Origin of the sequence: Pontibacter sp. E15-1 (assembly GCF_022601975.1) — a bacterium.
Lineage (GTDB): Bacteria > Bacteroidota > Bacteroidia > Cytophagales > Hymenobacteraceae > Pontibacter.
In genome coordinates, this window is the sequence record NZ_JAKVIR010000005.1 from 91,225 (window position 1) to 117,778 (window position 26,554).

23 protein-coding genes are annotated in these 26,554 nt (G+C 54.8%); 12 read left to right on the forward strand and 11 right to left on the reverse strand.

Translation table 11 applies throughout. The features are described from left to right. The first annotated feature begins 68 nt into the window (after positions 1 to 68). From MKJ04_RS04885 to MKJ04_RS04910, 6 genes are all read left to right on the forward strand, one after another. Entirely contained in the window at positions 69 to 1,130 is a 1,062-nt protein-coding gene (locus MKJ04_RS04885; RefSeq protein WP_241639834.1) for a proline iminopeptidase-family hydrolase, read from the forward strand. A gap of 181 nt (positions 1,131 to 1,311) precedes the next feature. Continuing rightward, a complete protein-coding gene (locus MKJ04_RS04890) occupies positions 1,312 to 2,019 on the forward strand; it encodes a hypothetical protein (RefSeq protein ID WP_241639835.1) in 708 nt (235 codons plus the stop codon). 173 nt (positions 2,020 to 2,192) lie between these two features. Then, complete coding sequence (gene uvrA, locus MKJ04_RS04895) at positions 2,193 to 4,727, forward strand: excinuclease ABC subunit UvrA (protein WP_241639836.1); 2,535 nt, start codon at positions 2,193 to 2,195, stop codon at positions 4,725 to 4,727. Positions 4,728 to 5,201: 474 nt separating this feature from the next. Continuing rightward, the gene (locus tag MKJ04_RS04900) at positions 5,202 to 5,717 is read left to right on the forward strand and encodes a diheme cytochrome c-553 (RefSeq protein WP_241639837.1); all 516 of its coding nucleotides are present in this window, start codon (positions 5,202 to 5,204) and stop codon (positions 5,715 to 5,717) included. Positions 5,718 to 5,970: 253 nt separating this feature from the next. Continuing rightward, entirely contained in the window at positions 5,971 to 7,080 is a 1,110-nt protein-coding gene (locus MKJ04_RS04905) for an SGNH/GDSL hydrolase family protein (protein ID WP_241639838.1), read from the forward strand. A 313-nt stretch (positions 7,081 to 7,393) separates the two neighbouring features. Beyond that, positions 7,394 to 8,263, forward strand: a complete 870-nt coding sequence (locus MKJ04_RS04910) for an SDR family oxidoreductase (RefSeq protein WP_241639840.1) — start codon at positions 7,394 to 7,396, stop codon at positions 8,261 to 8,263. Positions 8,264 to 8,370: 107 nt separating this feature from the next. On the opposite strand, the gene MKJ04_RS04915 is transcribed toward MKJ04_RS04910, so the two are convergent. From MKJ04_RS04915 to MKJ04_RS04935, 5 genes are all read right to left on the reverse strand, one after another. After that, positions 8,371 to 9,051 (reverse strand): ABC transporter ATP-binding protein, encoded by a 681-nt coding sequence (locus MKJ04_RS04915; RefSeq protein WP_241639842.1) that lies wholly within the window; start codon positions 9,049 to 9,051, stop codon positions 8,371 to 8,373. A 1-nt stretch (position 9,052) separates the two neighbouring features. Continuing rightward, positions 9,053 to 10,312 (reverse strand): ABC transporter permease, encoded by a 1,260-nt coding sequence (locus tag MKJ04_RS04920; protein WP_241639844.1) that lies wholly within the window; start codon positions 10,310 to 10,312, stop codon positions 9,053 to 9,055. Beyond that, positions 10,309 to 11,391 carry an efflux RND transporter periplasmic adaptor subunit gene (locus MKJ04_RS04925; protein WP_241639846.1) on the reverse strand — a complete coding sequence of 361 codons (1,083 nt, stop codon included), beginning with the start codon at positions 11,389 to 11,391 and terminating at the stop codon, positions 10,309 to 10,311. The genes MKJ04_RS04920 and MKJ04_RS04925 overlap by 4 nt, the downstream gene beginning before the upstream one ends. Positions 11,392 to 11,691: 300 nt before the next feature. Next, complete coding sequence (locus MKJ04_RS04930; protein ID WP_241639848.1) at positions 11,692 to 12,309, reverse strand: cupin domain-containing protein; 618 nt, start codon at positions 12,307 to 12,309, stop codon at positions 11,692 to 11,694. Then, a complete protein-coding gene (locus tag MKJ04_RS04935) occupies positions 12,306 to 12,845 on the reverse strand; it encodes an RNA polymerase sigma factor (RefSeq protein WP_241639850.1) in 540 nt (179 codons plus the stop codon). Before MKJ04_RS04935 ends, MKJ04_RS04930 begins: the two co-directional genes overlap by 4 nt. 379 nt (positions 12,846 to 13,224) lie before the next feature. Between MKJ04_RS04935 and MKJ04_RS04940 the strand changes: the two genes are divergently transcribed. Both MKJ04_RS04940 and MKJ04_RS04945 read left to right on the forward strand, forming a co-directional pair. After that, on the forward strand, positions 13,225 to 13,509 hold the full coding sequence (locus MKJ04_RS04940; protein ID WP_241639852.1) for a hypothetical protein: 285 nt from the start codon (positions 13,225 to 13,227) through the stop codon (positions 13,507 to 13,509). Between the two features lie 242 nt (positions 13,510 to 13,751). Continuing rightward, the gene (locus MKJ04_RS04945) at positions 13,752 to 14,186 is read left to right on the forward strand and encodes a hypothetical protein (protein WP_241639854.1); all 435 of its coding nucleotides are present in this window, start codon (positions 13,752 to 13,754) and stop codon (positions 14,184 to 14,186) included. A gap of 93 nt (positions 14,187 to 14,279) precedes the next feature. On the opposite strand, the gene rfbD is transcribed toward MKJ04_RS04945, so the two are convergent. The 3 genes from rfbD to MKJ04_RS04960 form a co-directional block, all read right to left on the reverse strand. Then, the gene (rfbD, locus tag MKJ04_RS04950; RefSeq protein WP_241639858.1) at positions 14,280 to 15,149 is read right to left on the reverse strand and encodes a dTDP-4-dehydrorhamnose reductase; all 870 of its coding nucleotides are present in this window, start codon (positions 15,147 to 15,149) and stop codon (positions 14,280 to 14,282) included. 118 nt (positions 15,150 to 15,267) lie between these two features. Next, positions 15,268 to 16,002 carry a LytR/AlgR family response regulator transcription factor gene (locus tag MKJ04_RS04955; protein ID WP_241639860.1) on the reverse strand — a complete coding sequence of 245 codons (735 nt, stop codon included), beginning with the start codon at positions 16,000 to 16,002 and terminating at the stop codon, positions 15,268 to 15,270. Further along, positions 15,999 to 17,063 (reverse strand): sensor histidine kinase, encoded by a 1,065-nt coding sequence (locus MKJ04_RS04960; protein ID WP_241639862.1) that lies wholly within the window; start codon positions 17,061 to 17,063, stop codon positions 15,999 to 16,001. The genes MKJ04_RS04955 and MKJ04_RS04960 overlap by 4 nt, the downstream gene beginning before the upstream one ends. A 273-nt stretch (positions 17,064 to 17,336) precedes the next feature. Here MKJ04_RS04960 and MKJ04_RS04965 point away from each other — a divergent pair, with 273 nt between their 5' ends. The 4 genes from MKJ04_RS04965 to MKJ04_RS04980 all read left to right on the forward strand — a co-directional run bounded on the left by MKJ04_RS04965 (position 17,337) and on the right by MKJ04_RS04980 (position 22,371). Next, a complete protein-coding gene (locus MKJ04_RS04965; RefSeq protein WP_241639864.1) occupies positions 17,337 to 20,294 on the forward strand; it encodes a TonB-dependent receptor domain-containing protein in 2,958 nt (985 codons plus the stop codon). A 291-nt stretch (positions 20,295 to 20,585) separates the two neighbouring features. Then, positions 20,586 to 21,266, forward strand: coding sequence for a YceI family protein (locus MKJ04_RS04970; RefSeq protein WP_241639866.1), 681 nt, complete (start codon positions 20,586 to 20,588; stop codon positions 21,264 to 21,266). A 74-nt stretch (positions 21,267 to 21,340) separates the two neighbouring features. Then, positions 21,341 to 21,931, forward strand: a complete 591-nt coding sequence (locus tag MKJ04_RS04975) for an intradiol ring-cleavage dioxygenase (RefSeq protein ID WP_241639868.1) — start codon at positions 21,341 to 21,343, stop codon at positions 21,929 to 21,931. A gap of 95 nt (positions 21,932 to 22,026) precedes the next feature. Then, positions 22,027 to 22,371: a hypothetical protein gene (locus MKJ04_RS04980; RefSeq protein ID WP_241639870.1), complete on the forward strand. Its 345-nt coding sequence runs from the start codon at positions 22,027 to 22,029 to the stop codon at positions 22,369 to 22,371. Positions 22,372 to 22,383: 12 nt separating this feature from the next. Here the strand turns inward: MKJ04_RS04980 and MKJ04_RS04985 are convergent, their stop codons facing one another. Genes MKJ04_RS04985 through MKJ04_RS04995 form a run of 3 tightly spaced genes read right to left on the reverse strand, consistent with a single transcriptional unit; the run spans position 22,384 to position 25,966 of the window. Continuing rightward, positions 22,384 to 23,586: an amine oxidase gene (locus MKJ04_RS04985; RefSeq protein WP_241639871.1), complete on the reverse strand. Its 1,203-nt coding sequence runs from the start codon at positions 23,584 to 23,586 to the stop codon at positions 22,384 to 22,386. A gap of 45 nt (positions 23,587 to 23,631) precedes the next feature. Next, entirely contained in the window at positions 23,632 to 24,825 is a 1,194-nt protein-coding gene (gene glf / locus MKJ04_RS04990; protein WP_241639872.1) for a UDP-galactopyranose mutase, read from the reverse strand. A 31-nt stretch (positions 24,826 to 24,856) separates the two neighbouring features. Then, the gene (locus tag MKJ04_RS04995; protein ID WP_241639873.1) at positions 24,857 to 25,966 is read right to left on the reverse strand and encodes a glycosyltransferase family 1 protein; all 1,110 of its coding nucleotides are present in this window, start codon (positions 25,964 to 25,966) and stop codon (positions 24,857 to 24,859) included. Positions 25,967 to 26,554: the final 588 nt, after the last annotated feature.

Here is a 26,554-nt window from a genome sequence, read left to right on the forward strand (position 1 = left end):
TAGACTATAGGGGTATACCCGCTTACTTTACATACATTCATACATAATCTTTTGATACAACCACGTTTATGAACTATCTGTTTGCTGCCTTACTGGCCTGCCTGTTTATTTTTCAGCGCTGCACCTCTCCTTCCGAATCCAAGCCCTCCGAAAACAACCCAACCCTGACGAGCTACCTGGATAGCTCCGGCAAAGCAGACGAACGCAGCGGAGGTGCCCGAAAAATAAAAATCCATACCCCGAAAGGGGAGTTTGAGGTATGGACGAAGCGCACAGGCAACAGCCCAACCATGAAGGTGCTGTTGCTGCACGGTGGGCCTGGGGGCACGCACGAGGCGTTTGAGTGTTTCGACAGCTACTTCCCGAAGGAGGGTATAGAATATTACTACTACGATCAGTTGGGCTCGCACTACAGCGACCAGCCCTCCGACACGAGCCTATGGAACACGGCGCGTTTTGTGGAAGAGGTGGAGCAGGTGCGCCTGGCCCTGGGCCTCGACAAAAGCAATTTTTACCTGCTGGGTCACTCATGGGGAGGTATACTGGCCATGGAGTATGCCCTGAAATACCAGAATAACCTGAAAGGACTGATTGTCTCCAACATGATGTCGAGTGTACCCGCCTACAACACGTATGCCCAGGAAGTGCTTGGCCCGCAGATGGACCCGAAAGTGCTGGCGGAGGTAAAGCAGATCGAGGCCAACAACGACTTCGGAAATCCTCGGTACATGGAGCTCCTGATGCCCAATTTTTATACCCAGCATGCCCTGCGAATGCCTTTGGATGAATGGCCAGAGCCCGTGACGCGCATGTTTGACCATATGAACTCGGTGGTGTATGTGCAGATGCAGGGCCCAAGCGAATTCGGAATCACCGGCAACGCTTCGCTCAAAAACTGGGACAGGTCCGGCGACCTCTCCAAAATAACCGTGCCTACCCTAACCATCGGAGCAGAGCACGACACTATGGACCCGAAACACATGAAGTGGATGGCTTCCCAATTCCCGAACGGCAGCTACTTATACTGTCCGCAGGGGAGCCACATGGCCATGTACGATGATCAGCAAACCTACTTTAATGGGCTCACCGCTTTTATTAAGGAAGTGGACAAAGGAACCGCAAACAAATAGGCCCATCGCTTAAGTCCAAGGTCAGATAAGTATATGCGCTGTGTCGCTGATCTTCTGGTATACCTGTTTGCAGCGCAGTGTGCATCCTGCTGTTTTGGGTTCCTCCTGTATTTTCGGTGGCAGTCGGAATGCTGATGGGCACATCGCTATATTTGCAGCCTTACGTTTATACCTACAGCCGATGAACCGCCCGCTTTCCAAAGACAAATCTGTTGCGCTACTCCGTTATTTGCAGGCAGCGGCATACCCGATGCAGTATGATGCGGGCAAGCACCGGCTTACCTTGTCAGACGCTTCCGGAAACGAGCAGGCGTTTTTCAGGCTTCCGCTGGGGCTCACCTACCTCGGTGATGGCCAGGTGGCAGAAGAACCAGACCTGCATTACGTCATCCTGCTGATCCAGTCGGGCAACTGTGCGCTGGGGTATTTCGAGAACGGCAACTGCGTGAAACATAAAGTGTTTCGCTCCTATATGGTGCGCAAGAAACAAGGGAAAAGCCAGATCAAGTACCTCAAAACCAAAGGGAAATCGCGGGCGGGGTCGCGGGTGAGGCTCGGCGAGACGGTCGAGTTCTTTGAGAATATCAATGAGCGGCTTCAGGCGTATTTCGAAGAGCACGAGGTGCACCGCATTGCCCTCAGCTGCTCCAAAACGCTACTCCCCTACCTGTTCAACGCCAAAGTCAGGACGCCCTTCACCAAAAGCGACCCGCGCCTCTATAAAATCCCCAGGCACATCCATACCCCGATTTACGAGGTGCTGCTCGACGCCCAAAGATTCCTGATGAAAGGAGAACTGATTTATGAGGAGGCACAGGAGCACGCCGTGAACGCTTTGCTGGCCGAGATTGAAGACAGTTTCGATGAAGCGGATCAGGATGATAAATAGCGTGGTAAGCAACACTGTATGAAGCCGATGCAAAACACCGACCCTCCATCTGGCATGCTGGCTTTTTTTAAAAAATAACATAATGGCGTGTTTGCTGTAAACAGTCAGGTTGATGCTGCATTCAGGAAGTGTTGCTGGCATCAACCGCAACAAGAGACTGTTAAAACTGATACATGGCATTAAAATCAACCGAAAACATACCTATAAAAACCGATGGCTTTGTGACAGTGCGCGGCGCGCGGGAGCACAACCTCAAAAACATCAACCTTTCTATACCCCGCGACGCACTGGTGGTTTTTACCGGGGTGTCGGGTTCCGGCAAATCCTCACTTGCCTTTGGCACCCTCTACGCCGAGGCCCAGCGGCGCTACCTCGAGTCCGTGTCGCCTTATGCCCGCCGCCTGTTCCATCAGATGGCCGTGCCTGAGGTAGATTCCATTGAGGGGCTGCCCCCGGCGGTGGCCCTGCAGCAACAGCGCGGCACACCCACCACACGCTCGTCTGTGGGCAGCGTGACCACGCTCTCCAACCTTCTCCGCATGCTGTACTCGCGCGCAGGCGATTACCCTCCGGGGCAGTCGATCATCTACGCCGAGGCCTTTTCGCCAAACACGCCGGAGGGCGCCTGCCCGGTTTGCCACGGCCTGGGCCGGATATATGAGGTGACGGAGCAGACGATGGTGCCCGACGATGCGCTGACGATCCGGGAGCGGGCCATTGCCGCCTGGCCAACCGCCTGGGGCGGGCAAAACCAGCGCGACATTCTGGTGACACTGGGCTATGACGTGGACAAACCGTGGCGCGAACTACCCCAGCAGGACCGCGACTGGATTCTGTTTACAGACGAGCAGCCCGTCGTGCCGGTATACCCCGGCTATACCCCCGAGCAAACCCAGCGCGCCCTGAAACGAAAGGAAGAGCCCAACTACATGGGCACCTTCAGCAGTGCGCGGCGGCATGTGTTCCATACCTTTGCCAACACCAACAGCCCGCAGATGAAAAAACGGGTGATGCAGTACATGCTCAGCACCGACTGCCCCAACTGCCAGGGCAAGCGCCTGCGCCCCGAGTCGCTGTCGGTGACCTTTGCCGGGTATGACATTACCGAACTCTCGCGGTTACCCCTGAAACGGGTGGCTAACCTACTCACGCCCTATGCCAAGGGGTTGGACACAGGGCATGCCAAGCAGGAAAAGGAGCACCCGGAGCAGACCATTGTGGCGCAGCGGATCGCAGAAGACCTGGTGGCACGCATCAACGTATTGCTTGACCTCGGTCTGGGTTATTTGTCCCTGGAACGCAGCACGCCTACCCTTTCGCCCGGGGAGTTGCAGCGACTTCGCCTGGCCACGCAGCTCTACTCCCACTTGTTTGGCGTGGTGTATGTGCTCGACGAGCCTTCCGCTGGCCTGCACCCCGCCGACACCGAAGCCCTCCTGACGGCACTAGAGGGTCTGAAAAAGGCTGGAAACTCCCTCTTCATCGTCGAACATGCCCTGGACGTCATCCGGCACGCCGACTGGATTGTGGACGTGGGCCCCGCCGCCGGAGACAAAGGCGGTGAGATCCTCTACAGCGGCCCTCTGGACGGGCTGCAGGAGGTCAGCGGCTCGAAGACTGCAGCCTATCTTTTCGGCCATACCCCCCTCCCCGACCGCTCGCCGCGCACGCCTTCCGGCTGGCTTGCACTGCGCGGTGTCACGCGCAACAACCTGCATCAGTTGGAGGCCTCTTTTCCGCTTGGCGTTTTCACGGCTGTTACCGGCGTGTCCGGTTCGGGCAAGTCCAGCCTGGTGAGTCAGGTGCTGGTGGAACTGGTGGCGACGCACCTGGGCCATACCCTGCCGGTAGAGGAAGAAGACGGCGAGGAACTGGAGCGCACCGCTCCCATCACGTCCGGCGGCGAGATAACGGCAGGTATGGAACAAATCAGGCGCATGGTGCGGGTAGACCAGAAGCCGATCGGACGGACGCCGCGCTCCAACATGGCTACCTATACCGGCCTGTTCGATCATGTGCGCAAGCTGTTTGCCGCCACCCCCATGGCCAAGGCACGCAGGTATGATGCAGGCCGCTTTTCCTTTAACGTGGCCAAAGGGCGCTGCGAAAACTGCCAGGGCGAAGGCTTCGTGATGGTGGAGCTGCTTTTTCTTCCCAGCGTGTACGCCCCCTGCCCGGTTTGCCACGGAGCCCGCTACAATGCCAAAACCCTCGAGGTTACCTACTGCGACAAAAACATAGCCGACGTACTAGACATGACCGTGGATGTAGCCTGGGAGTTTTTTGAGGAGGAGCCCGCCGTTTACCGCGCGCTCACCGTGTTGCGTGAGGTGGGGCTGGGCTACCTTCGGCTCGGGCAACCCGCCACCGAACTATCGGGTGGTGAGGCCCAGCGCATCAAGTTGGCCTCCGAGCTGCAAAAGTCGCAGCGGGGCAACACGCTCTACATTCTCGACGAGCCTACTACCGGGCTCCACCCCGCCGACGTGGACAAACTGGTGACGCAGCTGAACGCGCTGGTGGATGCCGGTAACACTGTGATTGTGGTGGAGCACAACATGCGCGTGGCTGCCGGAAGCGACTGGGTCATCGATATCGGGCCGGGAGCTGGCGAGGAAGGCGGGCAGATCGTAGCGGCAGGCACACCACAGCAAGTAGCGACTATGAAAAACAGTAAAACGGCCCCTTACCTTGGGCTGCATCTATAAAAACACGTGCTCCGAGTGCGGTATACAAGGCGGCTTGCCCACAAAATCCTTCCGGGATGACAAAAATGTTTCAGAGACGTATAGAATTTCACTCCTATATATCTTTCATATTTTCCTTACAAGATTAGATTGGGAGAAAGATCATTGGTTGCTTCTTCTGGATGCGCAATCCGAGCGGCACAAAATAGATTTGACAGGATAGTTAGATGAGCAGACACATATTTGCTTAATGCAATGCGTTTGAATTTACATATAGTCTTAACACTAGTGTTGCAGCATCTAATACAAAGTTTAAGAAGCTATATAACAATGAGTTAAACCGGATCATACATCACTTTATAAAAAGAACTCCTTTACCATAAGTTTTCTCTCGTACACCATATATTACAATAAAATATAAATTATACCACAACCATACGTGTATTTGCCAAGTAAAAATATGGTGATTTTTTGTTGTATGAAATCTGGTGTGCCATGAAAAGCAAACTCTTTATTCTCTCGCTATTAGTGTTTGCCGGGGTTTTGCTGTATTTGCAACATGCGCGTCCGATTGAGGGGGAGCTGATGCAACAGGCCGGTTTTATACCGAACACACAAAGCGTTGTGCAGCAGCAGGCCAATGGCGGTTTTGAAAGCCAGATCAAGTATGGCGAACACCTGGTCTTCATTGCCGGGTGCCACGACTGCCATACCCCGAAAAAAATGACTGATAAGGGCCCCGCATTCGACATGTCACGGGCTTTGTCGGGGCATCCGGCACAGGAGCCAATCCCGGACGTAAACCGCGAGGAAATGGAGCGCAAGGGATACTCCGTGACACAAACGCTGACAGCCTGGGTAGGCCCGTGGGGTGTTTCATACGCCGCTAACCTCACCTCCGACAAAACAGGAATCGGCAACTGGCAGGAAAAGAACTTTTTTACCGCCATCAGGCAGGGCAAGCACAAAGGCATCGTGGACGGCCGCGAACTGCTGCCCCCAATGCCATAGGAGATGTATGCGCACATGACTGACGACGAGTTGAAAGCCGTGTTCGCATACCTAAAATCCACCAAGCCCATCAAAAACACGGTACCGGCCCCGCTGCCGCCCCTACGGATCGCGGCCAGCGAGTAACCATACCTCCGGACCGCATTTCGGGCAATACGATAGAAGGTTAAAGACTGAAATTCAGCTGGATGCCGTTGCAACATCAGTTTTTGTTGCCCATCTTGCACTCTGATCCTTAATCGTAGCCAGCTAAATGAAACTAAGATACAACTCCCTGGTGGCAGTATGGTGCCTCTGCTGCATCAGCTGCACCTCACTCCAGCGTACTTCCACCCAACCCGATACCCTGTCCGCCACCGCGCTGCTCCCTTTTGGGCGCACCACCATTACCCCGGACCATAACCTGGAACTGATCAGTTCTGCAGTACACTTCGGTTACAGCTTCGAAGGTACGGAAAGCCAGGTGTATGCCTCGATCCCAAACCCTGAGGGGCACAATTACCTACAGTATAAACTGGATGGGGTATACCAGGGCAGAGTAAAAGTCTCAGGTGGCACAGCAGCGCCACTCACGATAAAGGCGCCAACCGCTGGCAAACACGAGGTATGGGTGTATAAGGCCACCGAGGCCCATACAGGCCCTGTGATCATCGAAAAGGTTACCGGCAACAAGCTGCAACCGCTCCGGAATACCGCCGCACCCACGATAGAATTTATCGGAAACAGCATCACCTGCGGGGCCGCTGCCGATCCGTCGGAAGTGCCCTGCGGCACCGGCGTCTACCACGACCAGCACAATGCCTACATGGCCTATGGTCCGCGCGTGGCCCGAACGCTGGGGGCTGGGTATGTGCTAAGCAGTGTAAGTGGCATTGGCATGTACCGGAACTGGAACAGCGACGGGCCCACCATGCCAGAGGTATACGAGAAAGCAAATCTGCAGAAAAACTCCTCCAAGCTTTGGAATTTCAACACGTTCACGCCGCAAATAGTTAGCATAGCGCTGGGCACCAACGACTTCAGCAATGGTGACGGCAAGCGGGAAAGACTGCCTTTTGACAGCGCCAGCTTCATCCAGCAGTATACCGGTTTTGTGCAGTTGGTGAAATCGAAGTACCCGAAGGCGCAGATTGCCCTGCTAAGCAGCCCCATGGTGCAGGGCACGAATGCCCGCATTCTGCAAAACGCCCTGACCGCCGTTAAGACCAGCATCGACGCGGCGTACCCGGCAGACGCCCCGGTCGCGCTTTACTTTTTCGAGCCGATGCAGGCCAGAGGCTGCAGCGGGCACCCAAATGTGGAAGACCATGGCATTATGGCGCGCCAATTGGAGCCTTTTTTCAGAGAATTGCTGCAGAAGTAAGAAGAAAATTTCTTCCCGTAACCGACTCAAAGCCGCTCTCAGAAATGAGAGCGGCTTTCGTTTTGCCCATATCATCCAGCGATGCGCGCACGCTTTAACCTCTCCCACCGCTTGTTTCCATCAGTATAAAAGCACTTAGCCACGCTTAACTAAATGGCAGCACCTCGATTGGCTTCGTTTCGTACTTGTTTATAGGGGATTAATATAAATCCGGAAGTCATTCTTAATTGATTTTTCGAGTCACAACCTACTGTTTTACAGCATGATACCGCACACTAAAATATATCTATATCAACCGTAAACATCAATATGTATGAAAGTACTGGTTATAGGGGGCACCGGCACGGTAGGCTCTCATGTAGTGAAGGAACTGTTGGCCCGAAACGCCGACGTGACTGTGCTCACCCGCAGCGAGGAGCATGCACACGAGTTGCCCCAAGGCACCCACAGCGCGGTTGGCGACCTGCTCGACCCCACCACCGTGCGCTCTGTCTTTAAAGGGATGGAGGGTGTGTTTATGCTGAATCCCGTTAGCACGACAGAAACCAGCCTGGGGCTCTTTGCCCTAAATGGTGCCCAGATGGCAGGGGTGCGGCATATGGTCTATATGTCGGTGCACCAGGTGGACCAGGCGGTGCACTTACCCCATTTCGGCTCCAAGATTCCGGTGGAGATGGCCCTCAAAGCATCGGGTATGGACTATACCATCTTACGCCCAAACAACTTCTTTCAAAACGACAACTGGTTTACGGAAGCCCTCCAGCAGCATGGCGTGTATCCGCAGCCCATCGGCAGCAAGGGCCTCTCGCGCGTCGATACCCGGGATATTGCCGAGGCGGCGGCCATCGCCCTCACCGAGCAGGGCCATTCCGGAAAAACATACAACCTAGTGGGCCCCGAACCCCTGACCGGACCCCAAACCGCAGAAATCTGGCAGAAGGTATTGGGCAAGCCCATCGTGTACGGTGGCGATGACCTTGATGCCTGGGAACAGCAGACGCTGCAGTACATGGAGCCCTGGAAGGTGTTTGACTTTAAACTGATGTATGAATTCTTCCAGAAAAACGGTTTCAAGGGCACTGCAGAAGACGTCGACCACTTGACAAAACTGCTGGGCCATGCACCGCGCACCTTCGAGAAATTTGTTCAGGAAACAGCAGAGCAGTGGAAATCTGCCGCCTGAGAAAGGTTAAAAATGCGTTTGCTGGACTGAGGTATGATTTTTCAAAAACATGCCGCAGGACCTGGGAGCAGGTATAACAGGCCATGCCCCTTAGCACTGCCTGATTCCTATTGCCGGATGATTTTACCGTCTTCCATCTCAATCACGCGGCCTGTGTTCTCAGCGAAGCTCTGATCGTGCGTCACGATGAGCAGGGTTTGGTTGTGCGCTACCGTCAGATCCTTGAAAATGTCAAACACCAAATCGCTGTTTTTGGTATCCAGGTTGCCGGTCGGTTCGTCGCCCATGATAATCTGCGGATCGTTGATGAGGGCGCGGGCAATAGCCACGCGCTGTTTCTCGCCCCCGGATATTTTGTAGGCGCTTTTCTCGGCCAGGTGGCCGATGTCTAGCATCTTTAGCCGTTCCATGGCGCGGTGCGCCACCTCCTCTTCGCTGTGTTTGTTCAGCTTGATGCCAGGCAGCATCACGTTCCGCAACACCGTGAACTCATTGAGCAGGTAATGAAACTGGAACACAAAACCAATCTTCTCGTTTCGGATGCGCGCCAGATCGGCGTCTGTTTTGCCGGTCATCGGCACGTTGTCTATCAACAGCTCTCCGGTATAGTCGGTGTCCATGGTCGAGAGGATGTAGAGCAGCGTGGACTTGCCCGAACCGGACTTTCCGATGACGGACGTAAACTCTCCTTTCTGAATAGTAAACGTAATATCAGTGAGCACATGTACCGTCACCGGGTCATGAAACTCCTTGTTGATGTGCCTGGCCTCCAGTATGATGTCGCTCATGTTACTTGCCTCTTATAATTTCCACTGGGTCCACCCGACTCGCCTTTCGGGCCGGAAAAAAACCCGCCAGATACGTTGTGATCAGCGAGAACGAGCCGCCGATCATATAGAAGACCGGACTGTAGTTGACCGGAAACGTTTTGATGGTGGGCAGGGCGGGTGTGATAAACGGGATATGGTCGATGATGACCGAAAAGCCGAAGCCCAGCAGCAACCCGACCATACCTCCAAAAAAGCCGATGCTCAGGGCGATGATCAGGAAGATCATGTTCACGTCCTGGCCCGCAAACCCGGTGGCTTTCAGGATGGCAATGGAGTCCATCTTCTCATAAATCATCATGTTCAGGATATTAAAGATGCCGAAGCCTGCCACGATGAGCAGGGTCACGCCCACCGCATACGAGATCATCGTCCGGATATTGCTGCCGGTCTCAAACTGGGAGTTGGCGGTTTGGATATCCTCGGCATCAGCACTGAACAGGCGGCTATACTCTTTGGCCACCGCCGGAGCCTGGTTCAGGTCCTTGAGTTTTACCTGGATGTCAGTGAGGTAGTTGGCGGGCTTGCCGAGCAGTTTTTGGGTAGTGCTGATCGAGGCATAGCTCTGCACCTTGTCGATCTCCTGTATGCCCAACTGAAAGTAGCCCACCACCTTCAGCGAGAAGCGCTCGCCCTGCGCCGTGGTTACCTGCACCACGTCGCCCACATGGGCCACCAGAATATCGGCCAGGCCCTTTCCGAGGATGATGCTGTTGGCCACGTTCTTCACATCAATGGCCTTTCCGGCCGTCACGTAATCCTGAAAATGGAACAGCCTGCTCTCCGCCTCCACGTCGATGCCATTGATGACGCCGGTGATATCGATGCTGCCCTCGTTGTAAAAAACCTGCGTCGTGAGTTTGGGTGCCACCCCCAGCACCCGGTCGTCGGCCTCCACTGCCTGCATAATCGGGCCGCTGTTGTAAATCTCCTGCCGGATGGTCCCCGCCTTTACAGACCGGATAAAATTGTAAGAGTTTTTGAAGGCAGGCGCCATGTTCACGGGCTGGTTCTCGCTGGGTTTTATCTCGTTGTAGAGGCGCACGTGCGGGGTCCGGTTCAGGATCAGTCCGTCGAGTAGGTCGTTGAGGCCGTTCATAAAACTGAGCAGCGTGATGAACATGGCGATACTGAATGTAACGCCCACCGCCGCCACCAGCGTTTGCCGCCAGCGCGCCAGCAGCAGCGACTTCGCTATGCCGATGATGAGCCTGGCGTTCATGAGGCTGGCTTCACAATAACGTCCTCCCTGCCCAGGCCCTCCAGGATCTCCACTTTCTGATAGTCCCGCACGCCGGTCTCCACTTTCACTTTGTCCCCGCTGTCCTTCAGCACAAACGCATCGTCGATCAGGTACTCTCGGGGGATGGTGAGCGCGTCCTTTTTGGTCTGGATGATGATGTTGGCCTCGGTGGTAAGGTTGGGGTATAGCGCAGGCGGACTGGTTACGAAGGAGGCCTCCACGGTAAAGGAACGGGTGCGCTCGTTCATGGCCGGGTTGATTTTGTAGATTCTGGCCTCAAACACCTCTCCGCGGTAGCTGTCCAGGTTCAGGAGCACCTGTTGGCCGGGCTTCACGCGCGCGATGTCATACTCATCCACCTGCAGCTCCAGTATAAAAACGTTGGCGTCGCCGATGATGGCCACCGGACTCTGTGGGCTCACCATCTCCCCTTTCTCCTTCAGCACGCTGTATACCTTGCCGTCTGTCTCGCTCCGCAGGGTATACTCTTCAGACATGGTTTCGCTGATCTGCAGGTTTTTCTGTGCCTGCTTCTCTGCGAAGTCCAGCTGTTTTTTCAGGTCGTTGTACCGCAGTATGGCAGCGGCATAGGCAGTGGCTGCGTTCTTATAGTTTAGCTCCCGCTGTTCCAGTTCTACGCGCGTCCCGATCTGCTTTGCCCACAGGTTGCGCTGCCGCACCATCAGCAGCGAGTCATTGTTTTTTTTGCTCCTGGCAAGCTCTATAGCCTCGCGCAGCTCGTTTAGTTTCTCGGCATTGGCGCCCACGCGGGCATAGGCGGCGGCGATCCGGGCGTTCTCGGTACTAAGTCGGGCAGCCTCATTCTCGATTTTCAGCAAGGGATCTCCCCTTTGCACGGTGTCGCCCTCCGTCACGAGCAGCGCCTGTATAACGCCACTCACCTTCGGGAAGACCTGATACTGCGCCTTGCTTTTCACCACCCCCGAGGCATACACTGCTTCTGAGATGTCCTCTACGGTTGGCTGTGTTTTATCCTGCTTGCCGCTACAGGAGGCAAAGAGTATAAAGAGCAGAATCAGTCTTCCAAATCGTTTCATACGCCGTTCAATTTCAGGTATAGCACCTCCGGTGGTTACGGGTTATCCCGGGCTCAACTACGTTCGCACGTTCTGGCCGTTGCGATAGGTGGGTATACCCCATGTAAGTATACCCCATTTTAGATATACGTACGGCAAAAACCACATCTTTACTAAATTGTGTACCTCACATTGGTTAATCTCTGGTTTGCCTACGCGTTAGCGCGTGTGGTATACAAGGATTATACATGCCGCTTGATACAAAAAAAGGTGCCTCCTAATTAAGAAGACACCTGTGTAATTTGGTTTACAGTCAATACGTTATACCACGCTCAGCCGTTGCAGGATAGCCTTGCATGGCTCTCGGGAGGTGACATGCACCCGGTGCGGGGTGTCCAGGGGCACGGCAAAGTAATCTCCCGATGCCAATGGGTATGTTTTGCCGCCGCATATCATGTCGCAGGTGCCCTCCAAAATAAGGAAGCGCTCGTACTCTTCGTGGTGTTTTTCCTCGTCTGTACCATCCTGCACCCAGAGAATGGCTGTGGTGGCGACGGGGGTATAGCCTATGACTTTGGCATAGATGTTTTCCGCATCAGATGGCAAAACCATATCCGGGCGATCCAGCCAGGCCGCGTAGTCGGCAGGGCGTGAGGTAGGCGTAACCACGGGCGGCGACGAGGGAAGTTCGCCCTGTTTCATGCGCTCCAGGTAGTCAATGGTGGCAAGCACCATCGGCTTGACAATATTGCGGGGCGCCACGGCGTGGGCCACGGCATAGCGTTCTACCACCTTGCGGATAGTTGCCAGTTCCTCCCGCACAGCCGCGTGCTCTCTGGCCATTTGCTCCACGGCACGGGTTTCCTCCGGTTCGGTGGCCCCCATCACGTAAAGTTCTAAAACTCCGGATTCTATAAATTCGGTAATGGAAGGAATCATGCTGAATGTTCGGCTCGTAGGTGTTGAAAAGCTTTTTTAATCCGTAAACGTAACGTTTCGATGGTGATGCCGAGCTGCGCGGCAGCCTCGGTACAGGTGCATCCTTTCAGGTATATCAGCTCAAGCGCCTCGCGCTCCTGCGGCTCCAGGTGGCAGGGCAGTTGTTTTGCCTCAACCCACATGTTCGCTTGCGGCTTTGCGGCTCCTTCCGTGTCAGGCGCTGAGGGACCCTCCGCCATCTGCTGGTAATTTCCCCGCTTGAGGGTCTCGAGGGCAATACCCCTGGCAATGGCCAGACCCCAGATCAGGAACCTGCCTTTGGATGCGTCATATACTTTAATCCGCGACCAAATGGCCACGAAAGTCTCCTGCAGCACCTCCTCCGCCATATGCTGGTCTGGCACTATTCTGGAAATCACGCCTAACATGACGGGGGCGTAGGCATCGTATAGCAACCCGAGCACTTCCTGCCTCCCCTGTTGCAGCGCAGCCATCAGGCTTTGCTCCGTTTCTCCCTGAAGATTAATTCCTGGCATAAATGTATTTCTTCCGGCAACGGCTCTGAACCATGTATCTGACCAATATAAATGAGGAGAATGCGGCTAAAAGTAAACAACTCTGTTTATATAACCTATACCTCCGGCTTTACTTTTGTGCTGATTAAGCCAATTACCTGTGATTGTGGATGATGTGTGATGTATAATCAAAATATACACGCTTTTAACGGGTTAACTCTGCTATGTGTTTGTACACAGATCATCTTTAGCGCAAAAAAGTGCTGTGTGTTAAAATTTAGCACAACGGTGCCTGACGCCGATAACCTAGCGCCTTGATCTTTCCGTACAACGGAGTAGCCCGCAAAGGCGGGGAAGGTGAGCAGTCTCATCATGTACTAAAAAATAAAACCAGCATACGATGTCAATTAACCACGATCACAGCGACAAAGAACTTAAAAAGCAAGCCGACCAGGAGAAAAGCGCAACCGAAGAGAAAAAGAGTCAAACCGGCCCAGTGGCAGGCGGCGCAGACAATACCCGGGGCGAGAACACGTCGGGCAGCAAGGTGGCAAACAGCGACCAGGCAAACCTGAGCACGACCACCCGCGGTGCCGACAGCACGGACAAAGAGTTTCGCAACGATCAGCCCGATGCCAGCACACTCAAAAAACACAAAAGCAACGAGGACCTGGCAAACGAATAACAACTAAAGAAAGCGGAGAACCACTTTCGCTTCTCAGACAAAAGACCTGCCAACCGGCGGGTCTTTTGCATTAACGCCGGCTGGCAGGTTTCGATGGTCTTCTTTCAAACGCTCCTTCCGAATTTCTAAGTTGCGGCGCTTGTGCTTTTAACTTCCTATCTTCGTGCCGCCACTACCGCCTGAGGGCAGTAGCTTGTTGCGCACCTATACCGTAGCGCTTTAACTTTACAGGGAATTAACCGATGAGAATAGTAGGGAACATCAACCAGATCAAGCAGAAACGGGACAGCGAAAACCGCGACGTTGAAGTGCATCTGGACAAAATCGAGTACATCACCCACAAAAAAGACGGCAAATATGACCAACCCTTCGATTATATTGATGAGTTGGAAACCCCGCTGGTCATCACCGGCGATTGCCTTGCCCGAAGCTCCTCCCCCACATCGCATCTGGAAGAAGGAGAAAGCGAGTTTTATGTGTTCCGAAAAACAGGCGATGCCTATGAGAAAGACGAAAACAGCCTTTTGACGCTTACCATGACGTATGATTTCGACGCGAACGTAAACATCCTGACAGCCAGCACCTATACCGTCACCCTCTCGAACGAGGCGTTCCAGCAGCTGAAAAGCGATCGGGCCAAAGCCAGGAGAAAAAAGAACAGCAGAAAGAATCGATAACTCCGCTTGCCCCATTCATTGGCGCACTTCCCCTTAAAGAGCACTATGCCATACCATACCTATTGGCAGACGGCTTACTTTTATAGAAGCGAGTTACAGGCTTTCCGCGGACTCCATTTTGGCCAAGCAGGTTTTCAGGCTGTCGCGCCAGTAGGGTATGGCAAGATCGAGGTTTTGCTTGATTTTAGACTTGTCCATCACCGAGTATGCAGGCCGTTTTGCTTTGGTCACGTACTCGGCTGTGCGGACTGGCACCACCCGCACCTGTACCCCACTGATGTCAAAAATGGCCTTTGCGAAGTCATACCACGAAGTCAGCCCCTCGTTGCTGTAGTGGTATAGGCCGTAGGCCTGGCTGTTGGTTTCCATGATCCGCAGGATGGCTTTTGCCAGGTCAATGGCATACGTCGGGGTGCCGATCTGGTCCCAGATAACGCGCAACTCGTCCCGCTCGCGGCCAAACTTTAGCATCGTTTTCACGAAGTTACCGCCGAACTCCGAATAGAGCCAGCTTGTTCGGAGTATAAAGTAGTGGTTCAGGTACTCGGGTATGGCCAGTTCACCCTCCATTTTGCTGGCCCCATACATGTTCACCGGGCTGGTCGCGTCGGTTTCAGCCAAAGGGTGCAAGTCGTTTCCGGAGAAGACAAAATCCGTGGAGATATGGATGAGCGTGGTCCCGAACTCCCGGCACAGCTGGCTCAGGCTGATTACACCGTCGCGGTTGATGCGCAAGCTTTTTTCGGGCTCGTCCTCGGCTTTGTCCACGGCGGTATAGGCGGCGCAATTGATGCAGTAGTCGGGCTGGTGCGCCTCAAACGCCACACGCAGCGAAGCCGCGTCTGCAATGTCGGCCTGCTCCCTCGACAGGAATACAAGTTGTGCCGCGCCCTTTTCCGGGGCAACTGCCTGCAGGCACTGCCCTAATTGCCCCGTGGCGCCTATAACGATTGCTTTGCTCATATACTCTGGATTGGTCACTGTTTCCGATGCGTTCAGAAACAAAGGTAAGGCTCCGGGGCGTATTTCAAAACGCAGTTGGCCAACCTCCCCATTTTTCCGGCGAAGCAGTGGTGCATTTCTACGTCCAGCGGCTCAGAAACTGGTTGAAAGTCTCTTTATACTGATCGCTCACGGGAAGGCTGGTTTCCCCGATTTGCACTTTCCCCCTCGACACGGCCGTGATCTTGTCGAGAGCCACAATGTAGGACCGGTGAATGCGCATGAACCGTTTGGCTGGCAGCTTCTCTTCCAGGGCTTTCAGGCTTGTGAGCGAGAGCACCGGTTTGGACTCATGCGCCAGGTGCACCTTCACATAGTCTTTTAACCCCTCGATGTATAGGATGTCGCTGAAAGCGATGCGCACCAGCTGGTACTCCACTTTCAGGAACAGGTACTCTTCCTCGGCCGGGGTGGCGGGCGGTTGGGCAGGCTTCAGCATCAGGGAGGCGTAGGCCTGCGCCTTGCTGGCCGCTTTCAGGAAGTCGGCATAGTTGAAGGGCTTCACCAGATAATCCAGCGCGTCCACTTTATACCCCTCCAGCGCATACTGGCTGAAGGCCGTCGTGAAAATGATGCGCGGGCCGAGGCCATACTCGCCCTTGTCCAGCACCCTGGCCAGTTCGATGCCGCTCAGGTCCGGCATCTGAATATCCAGAAACACCAGGTCCACGGGTTGGGCGTGCAGCCCCTGCAAGGCCTCCACAGCGCTGGCGTAGCGCCCCACCAGCTGCAGGAAAGGCGTCTGTTCGATAAAGGCGGCGATCATACCCAGCGCCAGGGGCTCGTCGTCCACGGCAATGCATTTCAGTATCATGGCAATTGCAGGGTTAGGTGTACCTTGTATTCGTTTTCGGGAGTCCGCTCGGTGATTTCCAGGGTATACTCGCCGGGGTAGAGCAGGTCAAGGCGGCGGCGCGTGTTGGCCAGCCCGATGCCGCTGCTTTCCTCCAGCACCACCCTTTTTTCGGGCAGCAGGGTGTTGCACACGTCCAACTGTAGCCGCTGCCCCTGCTGGCACAGCCCGATGTGGATGTGGCTGGGCAGCAAAGCGCTTACTCCGTGCTTAAACGCATTCTCCACAAAAGGGAGAAACAGCATCGGGGCCACCGGCATGTCTTGTACCGTAGCCGGGGTGTCAAACGTCACGGTTACTTTCTCGGTCAGCCGCAGTTTCATCAGGTGCACGTAGTCGTGCAGAAACTCAATCTCCTTGCTCAGCAGCGTTGTGCCCGACTGCGTCTCGTACAGTACGTAGCGCATCATCCGGGAGAGGGTATGGAGGGCCTCCCGCGCCGTCTCCACATTAATCATGGTGAGGGCGTAGATGCTGTGCAGGGTATTAAAAAAGAAGTGTGGGTTGATCTGCGCTTTGAGAAGCGACAGCTCGGAGCTGATGCGCTGCCGTTCCAGAAGCTGCCTGATCTCGGTGTCCTTCTGCCACTTCTGCACTGCCTTTATGCTTGTGCTCAGGCCCAGCACCAGCAAGGTGGCCAGCAACATGACGGGGCTTACATAAAAACGCGGTTTGTGCGTCGATACGGCCTCGCCGGGGTTAAAGGCCTTGTGCATGAGGGCGGGTATGTTGAGCCACGAATCAACGGCCAGGTTGAGCAGCAACGCCCCCACCACCGTGCCGAGCACCAACGCAATGTATACCCCCTCCCGGTTCTGAAAAAGGAACCGCGGCACCAGCACCTTTATGTTCAGGTAAAAAAGGCCGACCCACAGGCAGAACAGAACGCCCTGCTTCACCCAGAACTGCCTCGGCAGCACTACATCCCAGGCCAGGGGCTGGCACAGGAGCAGGAGGAGCCCGAGCAGCACCAGCAGGTGCGTGAGGGGGTATGCGTGACGGTAAAAAAAGGTATTGGGCATGCAGGATGTTTTTTTCTTGGCGTGAATAAGATACATAAATAATGCGCTTCTCTCACTAATACCTTTTTAATCTGCGGTTCTGCCCATTTCACCGACCGCTCCCGCCTGGTTTGCCTATGAGTCAGGTATTGTGGCGATGGCTGCCGGTGGCGGGTGCGCTATCGGCTCAAACCGCCCGTTGGTCGGTGTTCGGGGGCTGCCAATCTATTGCGTTTTTTTGTTCGATCCGGAAGTAGTTGCTTTGTTCAGTTTCTACGTGTAAAAAACATCGTCATGAATAGATTGCTTCTCTTTATCGGTTTAACCTGCTTCAGTACATTCGCCGTTGCGCAAGCCCCCTCCCCCGCTGGGGCCAGGATGATCACCGCACCAGGCACAGCCAGCGGCACCGCCGGGTCCGCCTCCCAAAAAAGTGTGGCGGGTAGCATCAGCGGTACCGTGGTGGATGCCGCTACGAAGCAGGCCGTGCCCTATGCCACGATCGCACTGGTGAACCCCGCTACCAGCAAACCGGTAGACGGGACGATGGCCGACGAAAAGGGCAAATTCTCGCTGGGCAAAGTGCCCGAGGGTACCTACCGCCTGGCCATTTCCTTTATCGGCTACGACACCAAAACCATCGATGTGGCGATTTCGGACCGGAACACCTCCCTCGACCTGGGCCAGATCGTGATCACCTCCGCGGCCAAGGCCTTGCAGGAGGTGGTGGTGGAAGGCCAGCGCGCCATGATCGAGGAGAAAGTGGACCGCACCGTGTATAATGCCGAGAACGACGAATCGAACAAAGGCGGCGACGCAACCGACGTGCTCCGGAAAGTGCCCATGCTGTCCGTGGATCTGGACGGGAACGTGTCGATGCGCGGCAGCCAGAACATCAAAGTGCTCATCAACAACCGCCCCTCCACCATCACGGCGGGCAGCGTGGCCGACGCCCTCAAGCAGATTCCCGCCGACATGATTAAGTCGGTGGAGGTGATCACTTCGCCTTCGGCGAAGTATGATGCGGAGGGCTCTGCCGGTATCATCAACATCGTGACAAAGAAAAACACGCTGCGGGGCGGCTCCCTCAACATCGACACCGGGGTGGGCCTGCGCGGCACGAACCTGGGCCTGAATGGCAGCTACCGCACCGGCAAAATGGGCTTCTCGCTGGGCGGCTTCGGCCGGGCGGGGTATAACACGCCGGGCAGCTTCGAGAACGAGCAGACGACGATGAACGGTGGTGAGGAAAACGTTCTCCGGCAGGAGGCTGACACGCGGAACAACATGATGTTCGGGCGCTATACCTTCGGATGGGACTACGACATCAACCCGAAAAACTACATCAACGCCTCGGTGCAGTACGGCTTGCGCAACGGCCATACCTTCCAGGACGCGCTCCGCACCAGCAAGTACCAGAGCGGTAGCCTGATGAGCAGCTCGGTTCGTGATGTGGAGACCACCGATAACTCGGGCACCGTGGACGTGAACCTGAACTATACACATACCTTCCAGAAACCGCAGCAGGAATTCAGCATCCTGACGCAGTTTAGCCGCAACAACCGCACAAACGACTTCCTGAACGAGGTCTTCAACAGCGACGAGACGAGCATTGCCAGCAGGCTGAAAAACATTAACGAAAGCTTTAACCAGGAGTCTACCATCCAGCTGGACTATACCAACCCGATCGGCAAAAACCAGATGGTGGAGTTCGGCGGAAAGCAGATCATGCGCCAGGTAACCAGCGACTATGACACTTATACCGCTCAGGGCTCCGAACCATTCATCAAATCTGAAGGAACGAACCTGAGCAACGTGTTCAACTACAACCAGAACATTTCGGCCGGGTACTTTTCCTATACCCTCACCACGGCCAATTTTTACAGCGTGAAGGCAGGCGCCCGCTATGAGTATACCACCATCAACGCCGATTTTGATCAAAGTGCCGAGGAGGTGACGATCGATCCGTATGGCGTGCTGGTGCCGAGCATAAACCTGTCAAAGCGACTGAAGGATGGCAACACAGTGAAGCTTGCCTACAACCGCCGTATTCAGCGTCCGTCATTGCAGTTCCTGAACCCGAACGTGCAGAACCCTAATCCTGCCCTGCGCACGGTGGGCAACCCGGAGTTGGACCCTGAGTTCACGAACAACTATGAGCTCTCGTACAGCACCTACTTCAAGACCACTTCCCTCAATTTCTCCACCTTCGTCCGGACCACCAACAACTCGATACAGGCGGTGCGGAGCGAGGCCGAGGACGGCGTGCTGGAAACGTCTTACTTCAACATTGGCCAGGAGGAAGCCTACGGCGCGAGCGTGTTCGGGAGCATCAACCTGAGCAACAAGCTCACCCTGAACGGTGGAACGGACACCTACTACGCGGTGCTGAACAACAAGGTAAGCGACCCAGCCCAACGTGCGAGCAACAGCGGTTTGGTTTACAACATCCGGGCGATGGGAAATTATAACCTGGGGGAAGGCTGGGGCATCCAGGGATTCGGTTTCTACCGGGGCCGTCAGGTGCAGTTGCAGGGCCGCCAGGGAGGGTTCGGTATATACAGCCTGAACCTCAGAAAAGAATTTGACGAGCGAAGGGGCAGCATCGGTTTTGGGGCCGAGAACTTCCTGTCCAAGACCATACGAATCGAAAATGAATTCAACTCCCCCACCTTCAGTCAGACCAGCACCAACGTGCTGCACAACATGAACTTTAAGGTGAACTTCAGTTACCGCCTGGGCAAGCTGACCACAGACGCCCCACGCAGAAGAAGAAAATCGGTGAGCAACGACGACCTAAAAGGCGGCGGTGACGGTGGCGGCCAGGATACAGGTGTGCAGCAGGGTGGCGCAGGCGCAGCTCCGGCCTCAGGTTTCAGAGCTCCGGCCGCACAGCCAGCCAGCCAGCAACGTCCGGCCACTGGTACAGCCCCGGCTACTCCGGCCACTGCCCAAGATTCGACAACAGCCAGCACACAAGGCCTGACCGGACGTTGGGAAGGCCAGATGGGAGAAAGAGCCATCACCCTGGACCTGGTAGCAGCAGGCACTGCCTTAACCGGCACACTACAGACTCCCATGGGGCAGTTGCCTTTATCGGATGGTATAATTGACGGGGATACGTTCTCCTTTGCCGTCGACATGCGCGGAAACAAGGTGCCCTACAAGGGTAAAATCGAAGGAGCGCAGGTATACCTGTCCACAGAGTTCCAGGGCAGGCCGGTGGAAATGACGCTGCAGCGGGCGAAGTAAATTAAGAGAAATAGCGTAGAGCAGTTTCTAGCCATAGAGGATATTCTGCTGTCAGAACAAAGCAAAATGATTCCCAGTTTTTCCGGGAGGCACCTTGTATATTTCCGGTGCCACGTCAGTGGCAGCCGTTAGGCAGGAAATGTACACAGTGCCGAGCGGGAAAACGCGCCCCAGCGGGCGTGGAGCGCAAAGCAGGCTATGAAATAAGACTGTTCCAGTTTAGAAATAAACGCGATATTCCCGAGTCCACATTATGTATCAAATCAATCCTAAACCTTAAACTTAACCGGTATGAAAAACTGTCCTGCATTTTTAGGCACACTGGCACTGGCCACACTGCTTTGCACCCCACCGGCCACGGCAGCCGAAACTCCCACTACCTCCGACGCCACGGAGGTGCGGGCAGCTTCGACCCTAGCCGTAAACACAGCCGAAAGCTCCATGACCTGGAACGCCAAAAAGTTTGGGGGCGCGCATACCGGCACAGTGAAACTGGCCAGTGGCACGCTTGCCGTGAACGGGAACAAACTGGTGGGTGGCAGCTTTGCGATTGACATGGCCTCGATTGACAACACCGACATCACCAACGCTGACTTCAACAAAAAGCTGACAGACCACCTGAAATCGGAGGATTTCTTTTCTGTGGAGAAACACCCCACTTCCACCTTTAAAATCACGAAGGTGCAGCCCGTGGCAAACGCCAAAGCCGGCGAAGCCAACTATACCCTCACCGGCGACCTCACCATTAAGGGGATCACGAACCCTGTTACCTTCCCGGCCGTGGTGCGCATCGATGGCAAGTCGGCGGTGGCTACGGCGCAGATTGCCCTGGACCGCACCAAATGGGACGTGAAGTACCGCTCCGGACTATTGGGCACGGCGGCAGACAAAGTTATTGACGACGAGTTTAACGTGGACCTGCGCCTGGTGGCGGGCACAGACAGCCAAACAGCGGAAACTAAGATGAAGTAAATCAGGCCATTGCAGGTAAACACCTCGTATTGATGAAGTAGGGATCGTATCAAAATCACAAAAAACCGAGACAAATGCACTTCACGAGACGCCGCTTTTTTGTAATGATCGCCGCATTGCCACTACTGGGCCTGGTTCCGGCACGTTTCTTCTACAAGCGGAAGGAGCTGCTGGAGCCCACTCCGGAGTGTGATGATCATGATACGCCCACTCCCTCCCAAACCGAAGGCCCCTTTTATACCCCCCGCTCCCCGGAGCGAAGCAACCTCCGTGAGAAAGGCATGAAAGGCACTGCCCTTGTGCTTACGGGGCAGGTACTGGACACCCGCTGCCAGCCCGTGGCCGGGGCCTTGCTAGACTGGTGGCACGCCGACGCCGCCGGCCACTACGACAACGATGGGTATAAACTGCGCGGCCATCATTATACCGATGCCGAGGGTCGCTTCCGGCTGGAAACAATTGTGCCCGGGGTATACACCGGCCGCACCCGCCATTTTCATGTGAAGGTGAAAGGCCCCAACACCCCGCTGCTCACCACCCAACTCTACTTCCCGGGCGAGCCAGCCAACGAGCGTGACTATATCTTCAAACCCGCCCTCCTAATGAGTATGTCGGAAGAGGCTGACGCGCGGAAAGCAAGTTATACCTTCGTGCTGAAGGCATAGCTGATTTGACGGTTTCCCATACCTGAGAAAAAATTTAACGTGCTATTCGACCCCGGACTCAACTGGTTTACGCCAGGTTGGCTTACCTTCGTGCTATGGAAAAACGAGGCACCTGGACAAAAGACGAGGAAGGTTACATGACGTTTGACAGACCGGAATTGCAACGACTGTATGAAACAGTAACGGACAGCTACCACCGCGTGTACAACCGCTACCTGGAGGAGGAAGATGACGATGATGCCTACTACAAAGCGTTAGCAGATGGGTATGAAATGGTGACAGACTACAAAACCATCGACGGTAACGAGGAGTTTGTAACCAGCTATACCACTCCCACACACGTGGCCGATATCTGGTATGGGTTTGATGAATACACCAGCAAGCGGGTTTATACCAGTGGCTTCATCCGGATCACGGACAAAGCTATTGCGGAAGAATAAGGGAGCTAGCCCTCAGTGTTTCTTTTCTGAAAGAGCACGACGAACCATCTCCTGTGCCCTGACCAATGCCTCGGCATAGGGCACGTACAGAATGCGCGACGGAAGCTCACCGGGCTCATCTTCGGCATCCCAGAGCCCTGCCTTGTGCCATGGGGTAAGGTGGTCCCAGTCGGGGCGATCAATGATTGGGTATAGGCAGGCTCCCCACAAGGGTATGCCAGCGGCAATCACGGCTGCACACTCTCGTCCGATCGACTGTATCCATTCCGGCCGGTCAATACCTGGGTGGCTCGTTTCGGTGAGGGCGATGGGCTTGCTATAGCGCTCGTACGCTTCCCGCAGCAAGCTTCTGAGGGGTTTGAAACGCGGGTCTTCCGGTTCGTTTTTCCAGTTGAGGAACTCATGCGTGTCCGAAGTCCACTGGTTGTCATAGTAATAGTTAAAGCCCAGTATATCCATTAAGTCCGGGGAGCCGCCCAGCTCGGGGCACATGCGCCCGCTGAGGATGTCTGTGGCCTGAAACTGCACCTCGTGCGCCTGCCTTGCCGCCGCAATATCCTCAAAAGAGGCTCCCAGAGGCGGCGAAACATGTATGAGGGGCTCCGTGGTTAAGATACAGATGGTTGGGTCTACTTCCCGGATCGCGGCTACCCCCTCTATATAGGCCCGCATCAGCCCATACTTCACTTCCCAACCTTGGCGGGTGCAATATGGAGAGGTGCCCCGCACATCGCCGCCAAGCCAGGAGATAAAGCTCACCTCATTGATTGGCGTGACGATCAACATATCGTCTGGGCAAAGGGAGCGGTAGAATAGCGCGAAAGCCCGGCACAGGGCCGCAAAGCGGCGCGCAAACATGGGGTGCAGTGGCGTCAGGTCGTCCGGATACCCGAAATGGCACAAGTCCCATACCTGCTGCACGCCAAGTTCTTTTCCCTGCGCCAGCATATAGGCCACCGTAGACCAGTCATACTGATAAGGAGATCTCTCGACCTGGCTCCAGCGTATCCCCTCCCGCACCGTTTTGATGTGAAAGGGTGCCAGCTCCGTATAATCCTGCCGCAACAGCTGCAGATGCCCGGTCAGGGTCAGGAAATCCACGCGGTGGCCAAAGGCATTCAGGTGATCGGTACACTCGTAGCCCGCCATCCAAAACGACCGGAAAGGGTTTTCAGGCACAGAAGCAGCAGACAGTAAGCCTGTAACAGGCATCATAAACGTTGAATCAAAATAATACAGTAAGGAGTTGGCTGTACCTGATTAATGCTTGCCATTCAGTTGCCCTCCGGCAGTTATTGCCGACCCTAAAACCTGCTTTATACCATTTGCCCCGAGCACGAAATTCGTTTCAGGCAATTGCTCGGGCGCATCGGCCAGCTTTTTGTACAGTGTGAGCGCCTGGGCCACCACCTGATCCATGTTATAGTATTTATACGTGGCCAGCCTGCCTACAAAATGCACCCCTGTGGTCTCATCTGCCAGCTTCTTGTACTTATTGTAGATCGCGGCATTCTCCACACGCGGCACTGGGTAATACGGGTCTCCCTCTGCGCGCGGAAACTCATACACCACACTTGTTTTGTGATGCTCCTGCCCTGTCAGGTACTTAAATTCCGTGATACGGGTATAAGCCTGCTCGTTGGGGTAATTAACCACGGCTGCGGGCAGATGCTGGGCCTTGTCGAGGGTCTCGTGCTTGAACTCCAGCGAGCGGTAAGGCAGTTTGCCATAAATAAAGTCGAAGTACTCATCTACCGGCCCCGTGTAAATCATCTCCCGGAACGGAATCATCTCTACGATTTCATGGTAATCGGTGTTGAGCATCACCTTGATGTTGGGATGCGCCAGCATTTTCTCGAACATGGCGGTATAACCGTGCAGCGGCATGGCCTGAAACGTGTCAGTGAAGTAGCGATCGTCGCGGTTGGTGCGCACCGGCACCCGCGATGTCACAGACTTGTCGAGTTCCGAAGGATCCATACCCCATTGCTTTCGGGTATAGTTCCGGAAAAACTTCTCATAGAGTTCCCGCCCCACTTTACTCACCACCACATCCTCTGAGGTTTTGACAACGGGAATGTTTTCGGCTACCGACTTAAAAAAGGCGTCCACTTCAAAAGAAGTCAGTTGCAGTCCGTACAGCTTGTTGATCGTGTCCATGTTGATGGGCATGGGCACTAACTGGCCGTCAACGCTGGCTAGCACCCGGTGCTCGTAGGGGCGCCACGGTGTAAACTGAGACAGGTAGTCGAAAACGTCCCTGGAGTTGGTATGGAAAATATGCGGCCCATATTTATGCACCAGGATGCCCTCTTCGTTATAGTGATCGTAGGCGTTGCCGCCTATATGGGGCCGCTTGTCTATGATCAGCACCTTTTTATTGCATTGCGTTGCAAGCCGCTCGGCCAGCACACTTCCGGCGAAGCCAGCCCCTACTATCAGATAATCAAACATTATTCTTCCTCGAATTTTTAAAAACCACTACTTACTTCACTTTCAGCTGTGCCACGCGGGCAATCTGCTGTACCATCTGCCGCCAGGTTTCATCCCAGGACATGTTTTTGAGGAACCCCTCCACTTTTCCGCTCCATACCGGATCGCCTATTTGGGTCAGCGCCTTTTCCACTGCGTCAACAAACTCGGAAGCAGTGGCGGCTATGTGCACGAGCCCTTCATCGCCGTAGGGGCGCACCACGTCCCGTATGGGCGTCGAGACCACTGGCTTGCCAGCCGCCAGGTATTCCGGCGTTTTTGTCGGGCTGATAAAGGCCGTTGACTCGTTAATGGCGAATGGCAGCAGCGCCACGTCCCACCCGCTCAGGTATGCGGGAAGTTCGTTGTATGATTTACCGCCGAGGTAATGAATGTTGGGGAGCTGCGGAAGCAAGGCGGGGTCTATCTTCACGACGGGCCCTACCAGCACCAACTGCCAATCTGGCCGTGCCTCTGCCAAGGCCTGCAGCAGTACAATGTCCAGGCGCTCGTCAATCACCCCGAAAAAGCCCAGACGCGGCGACGGGATGGAGGCCTGGTCGTGGGGCTGTTGCTGGGGCTTCAGGGCCTGGGCAAAGTGAGCTTTGTCGATACTGCTCGGGAAGGCATGCACAGAGGGGTGCTTCTCCCGCTTGGCCTCGTACAGGCTCTGCCCACCGGTAAACACCAGATCTGCGCGCTCAAACAGTTCCTGCTCCAGCTGCTGCAGGCGCGGCGGGGCGAATTTGAAAGCCGAGAGCTCGTCCATGCAATCATAAACGGTGAGCAACGGGGCCAGGTGCGCTGAAAAACTGAGCGCCATCGGGGTATAGTACCAACTCATATACCGTGTGATGCTTTGGCTTTGCAGCATTTCGTCCAGCAAGGTGCGCTGTATAGTTTCAACCTGCTCGGCAGCCAGCCCGTGGGGCAGGTGCGGCACCGCCACCGTCAAGCCATCTTCACGGGGCGAGAGTTCCAGGTATGGGCTGTCAATGGGGTCAAACACAGGCTCTTCGAGAAAGAAAACCCGGCCATGCTGCGCGAAGCGCGTGAGCAAATGCTGCGGCCGCTGAAACACAAAGTCCCAGCGCAAATGCGACAGGCAGATTAGATCCGGCATGTGCCGTGTAAACTGCGCTTCTCCCTTATCTGTATTTTTTGTACTATTAGATGATGTTGCGCTTTCCGGCATTTCACTGAACGCACTTTCCGTATTGGCAGGACGCGCAGAAGGCGCCATTCTCTCTTTAAACATCAATATGATTTCATTTATAGGTGAAAGGTAGCTTGTATTGGTAACAGCGTGATCCGATTCCCCTCATTCACAACACAAAACCAAACGTTATTACGCACATCCCAATAAAAGGTAAGCGATTGCACTTAAATTTTTTAAAATTATAAAGGCCAGTCTGGCTTAGTATAAGTTTACCCATACACCGGGGAATTTACGCAGTCTATACCCCGAAGTGTCAATAAACGACCTCGCGCTAATATTGTATAATATTTATACATTGTACATCGGAAACCATATATACAAAAGGCAGGGCGCGCTGCGGCATTCGGGGTGATACGCACGCGTTTGGTAAGGTATAAGCGGCTGGTGCTGCGCCAATGCCCGGTTATGAATGAGGACGCAGAGACGCTCGGTTGCAGCAACAAAAAATATATCGGCCAATGGTTTATCCGGAGTTCGGGTTTTCCGTTATAC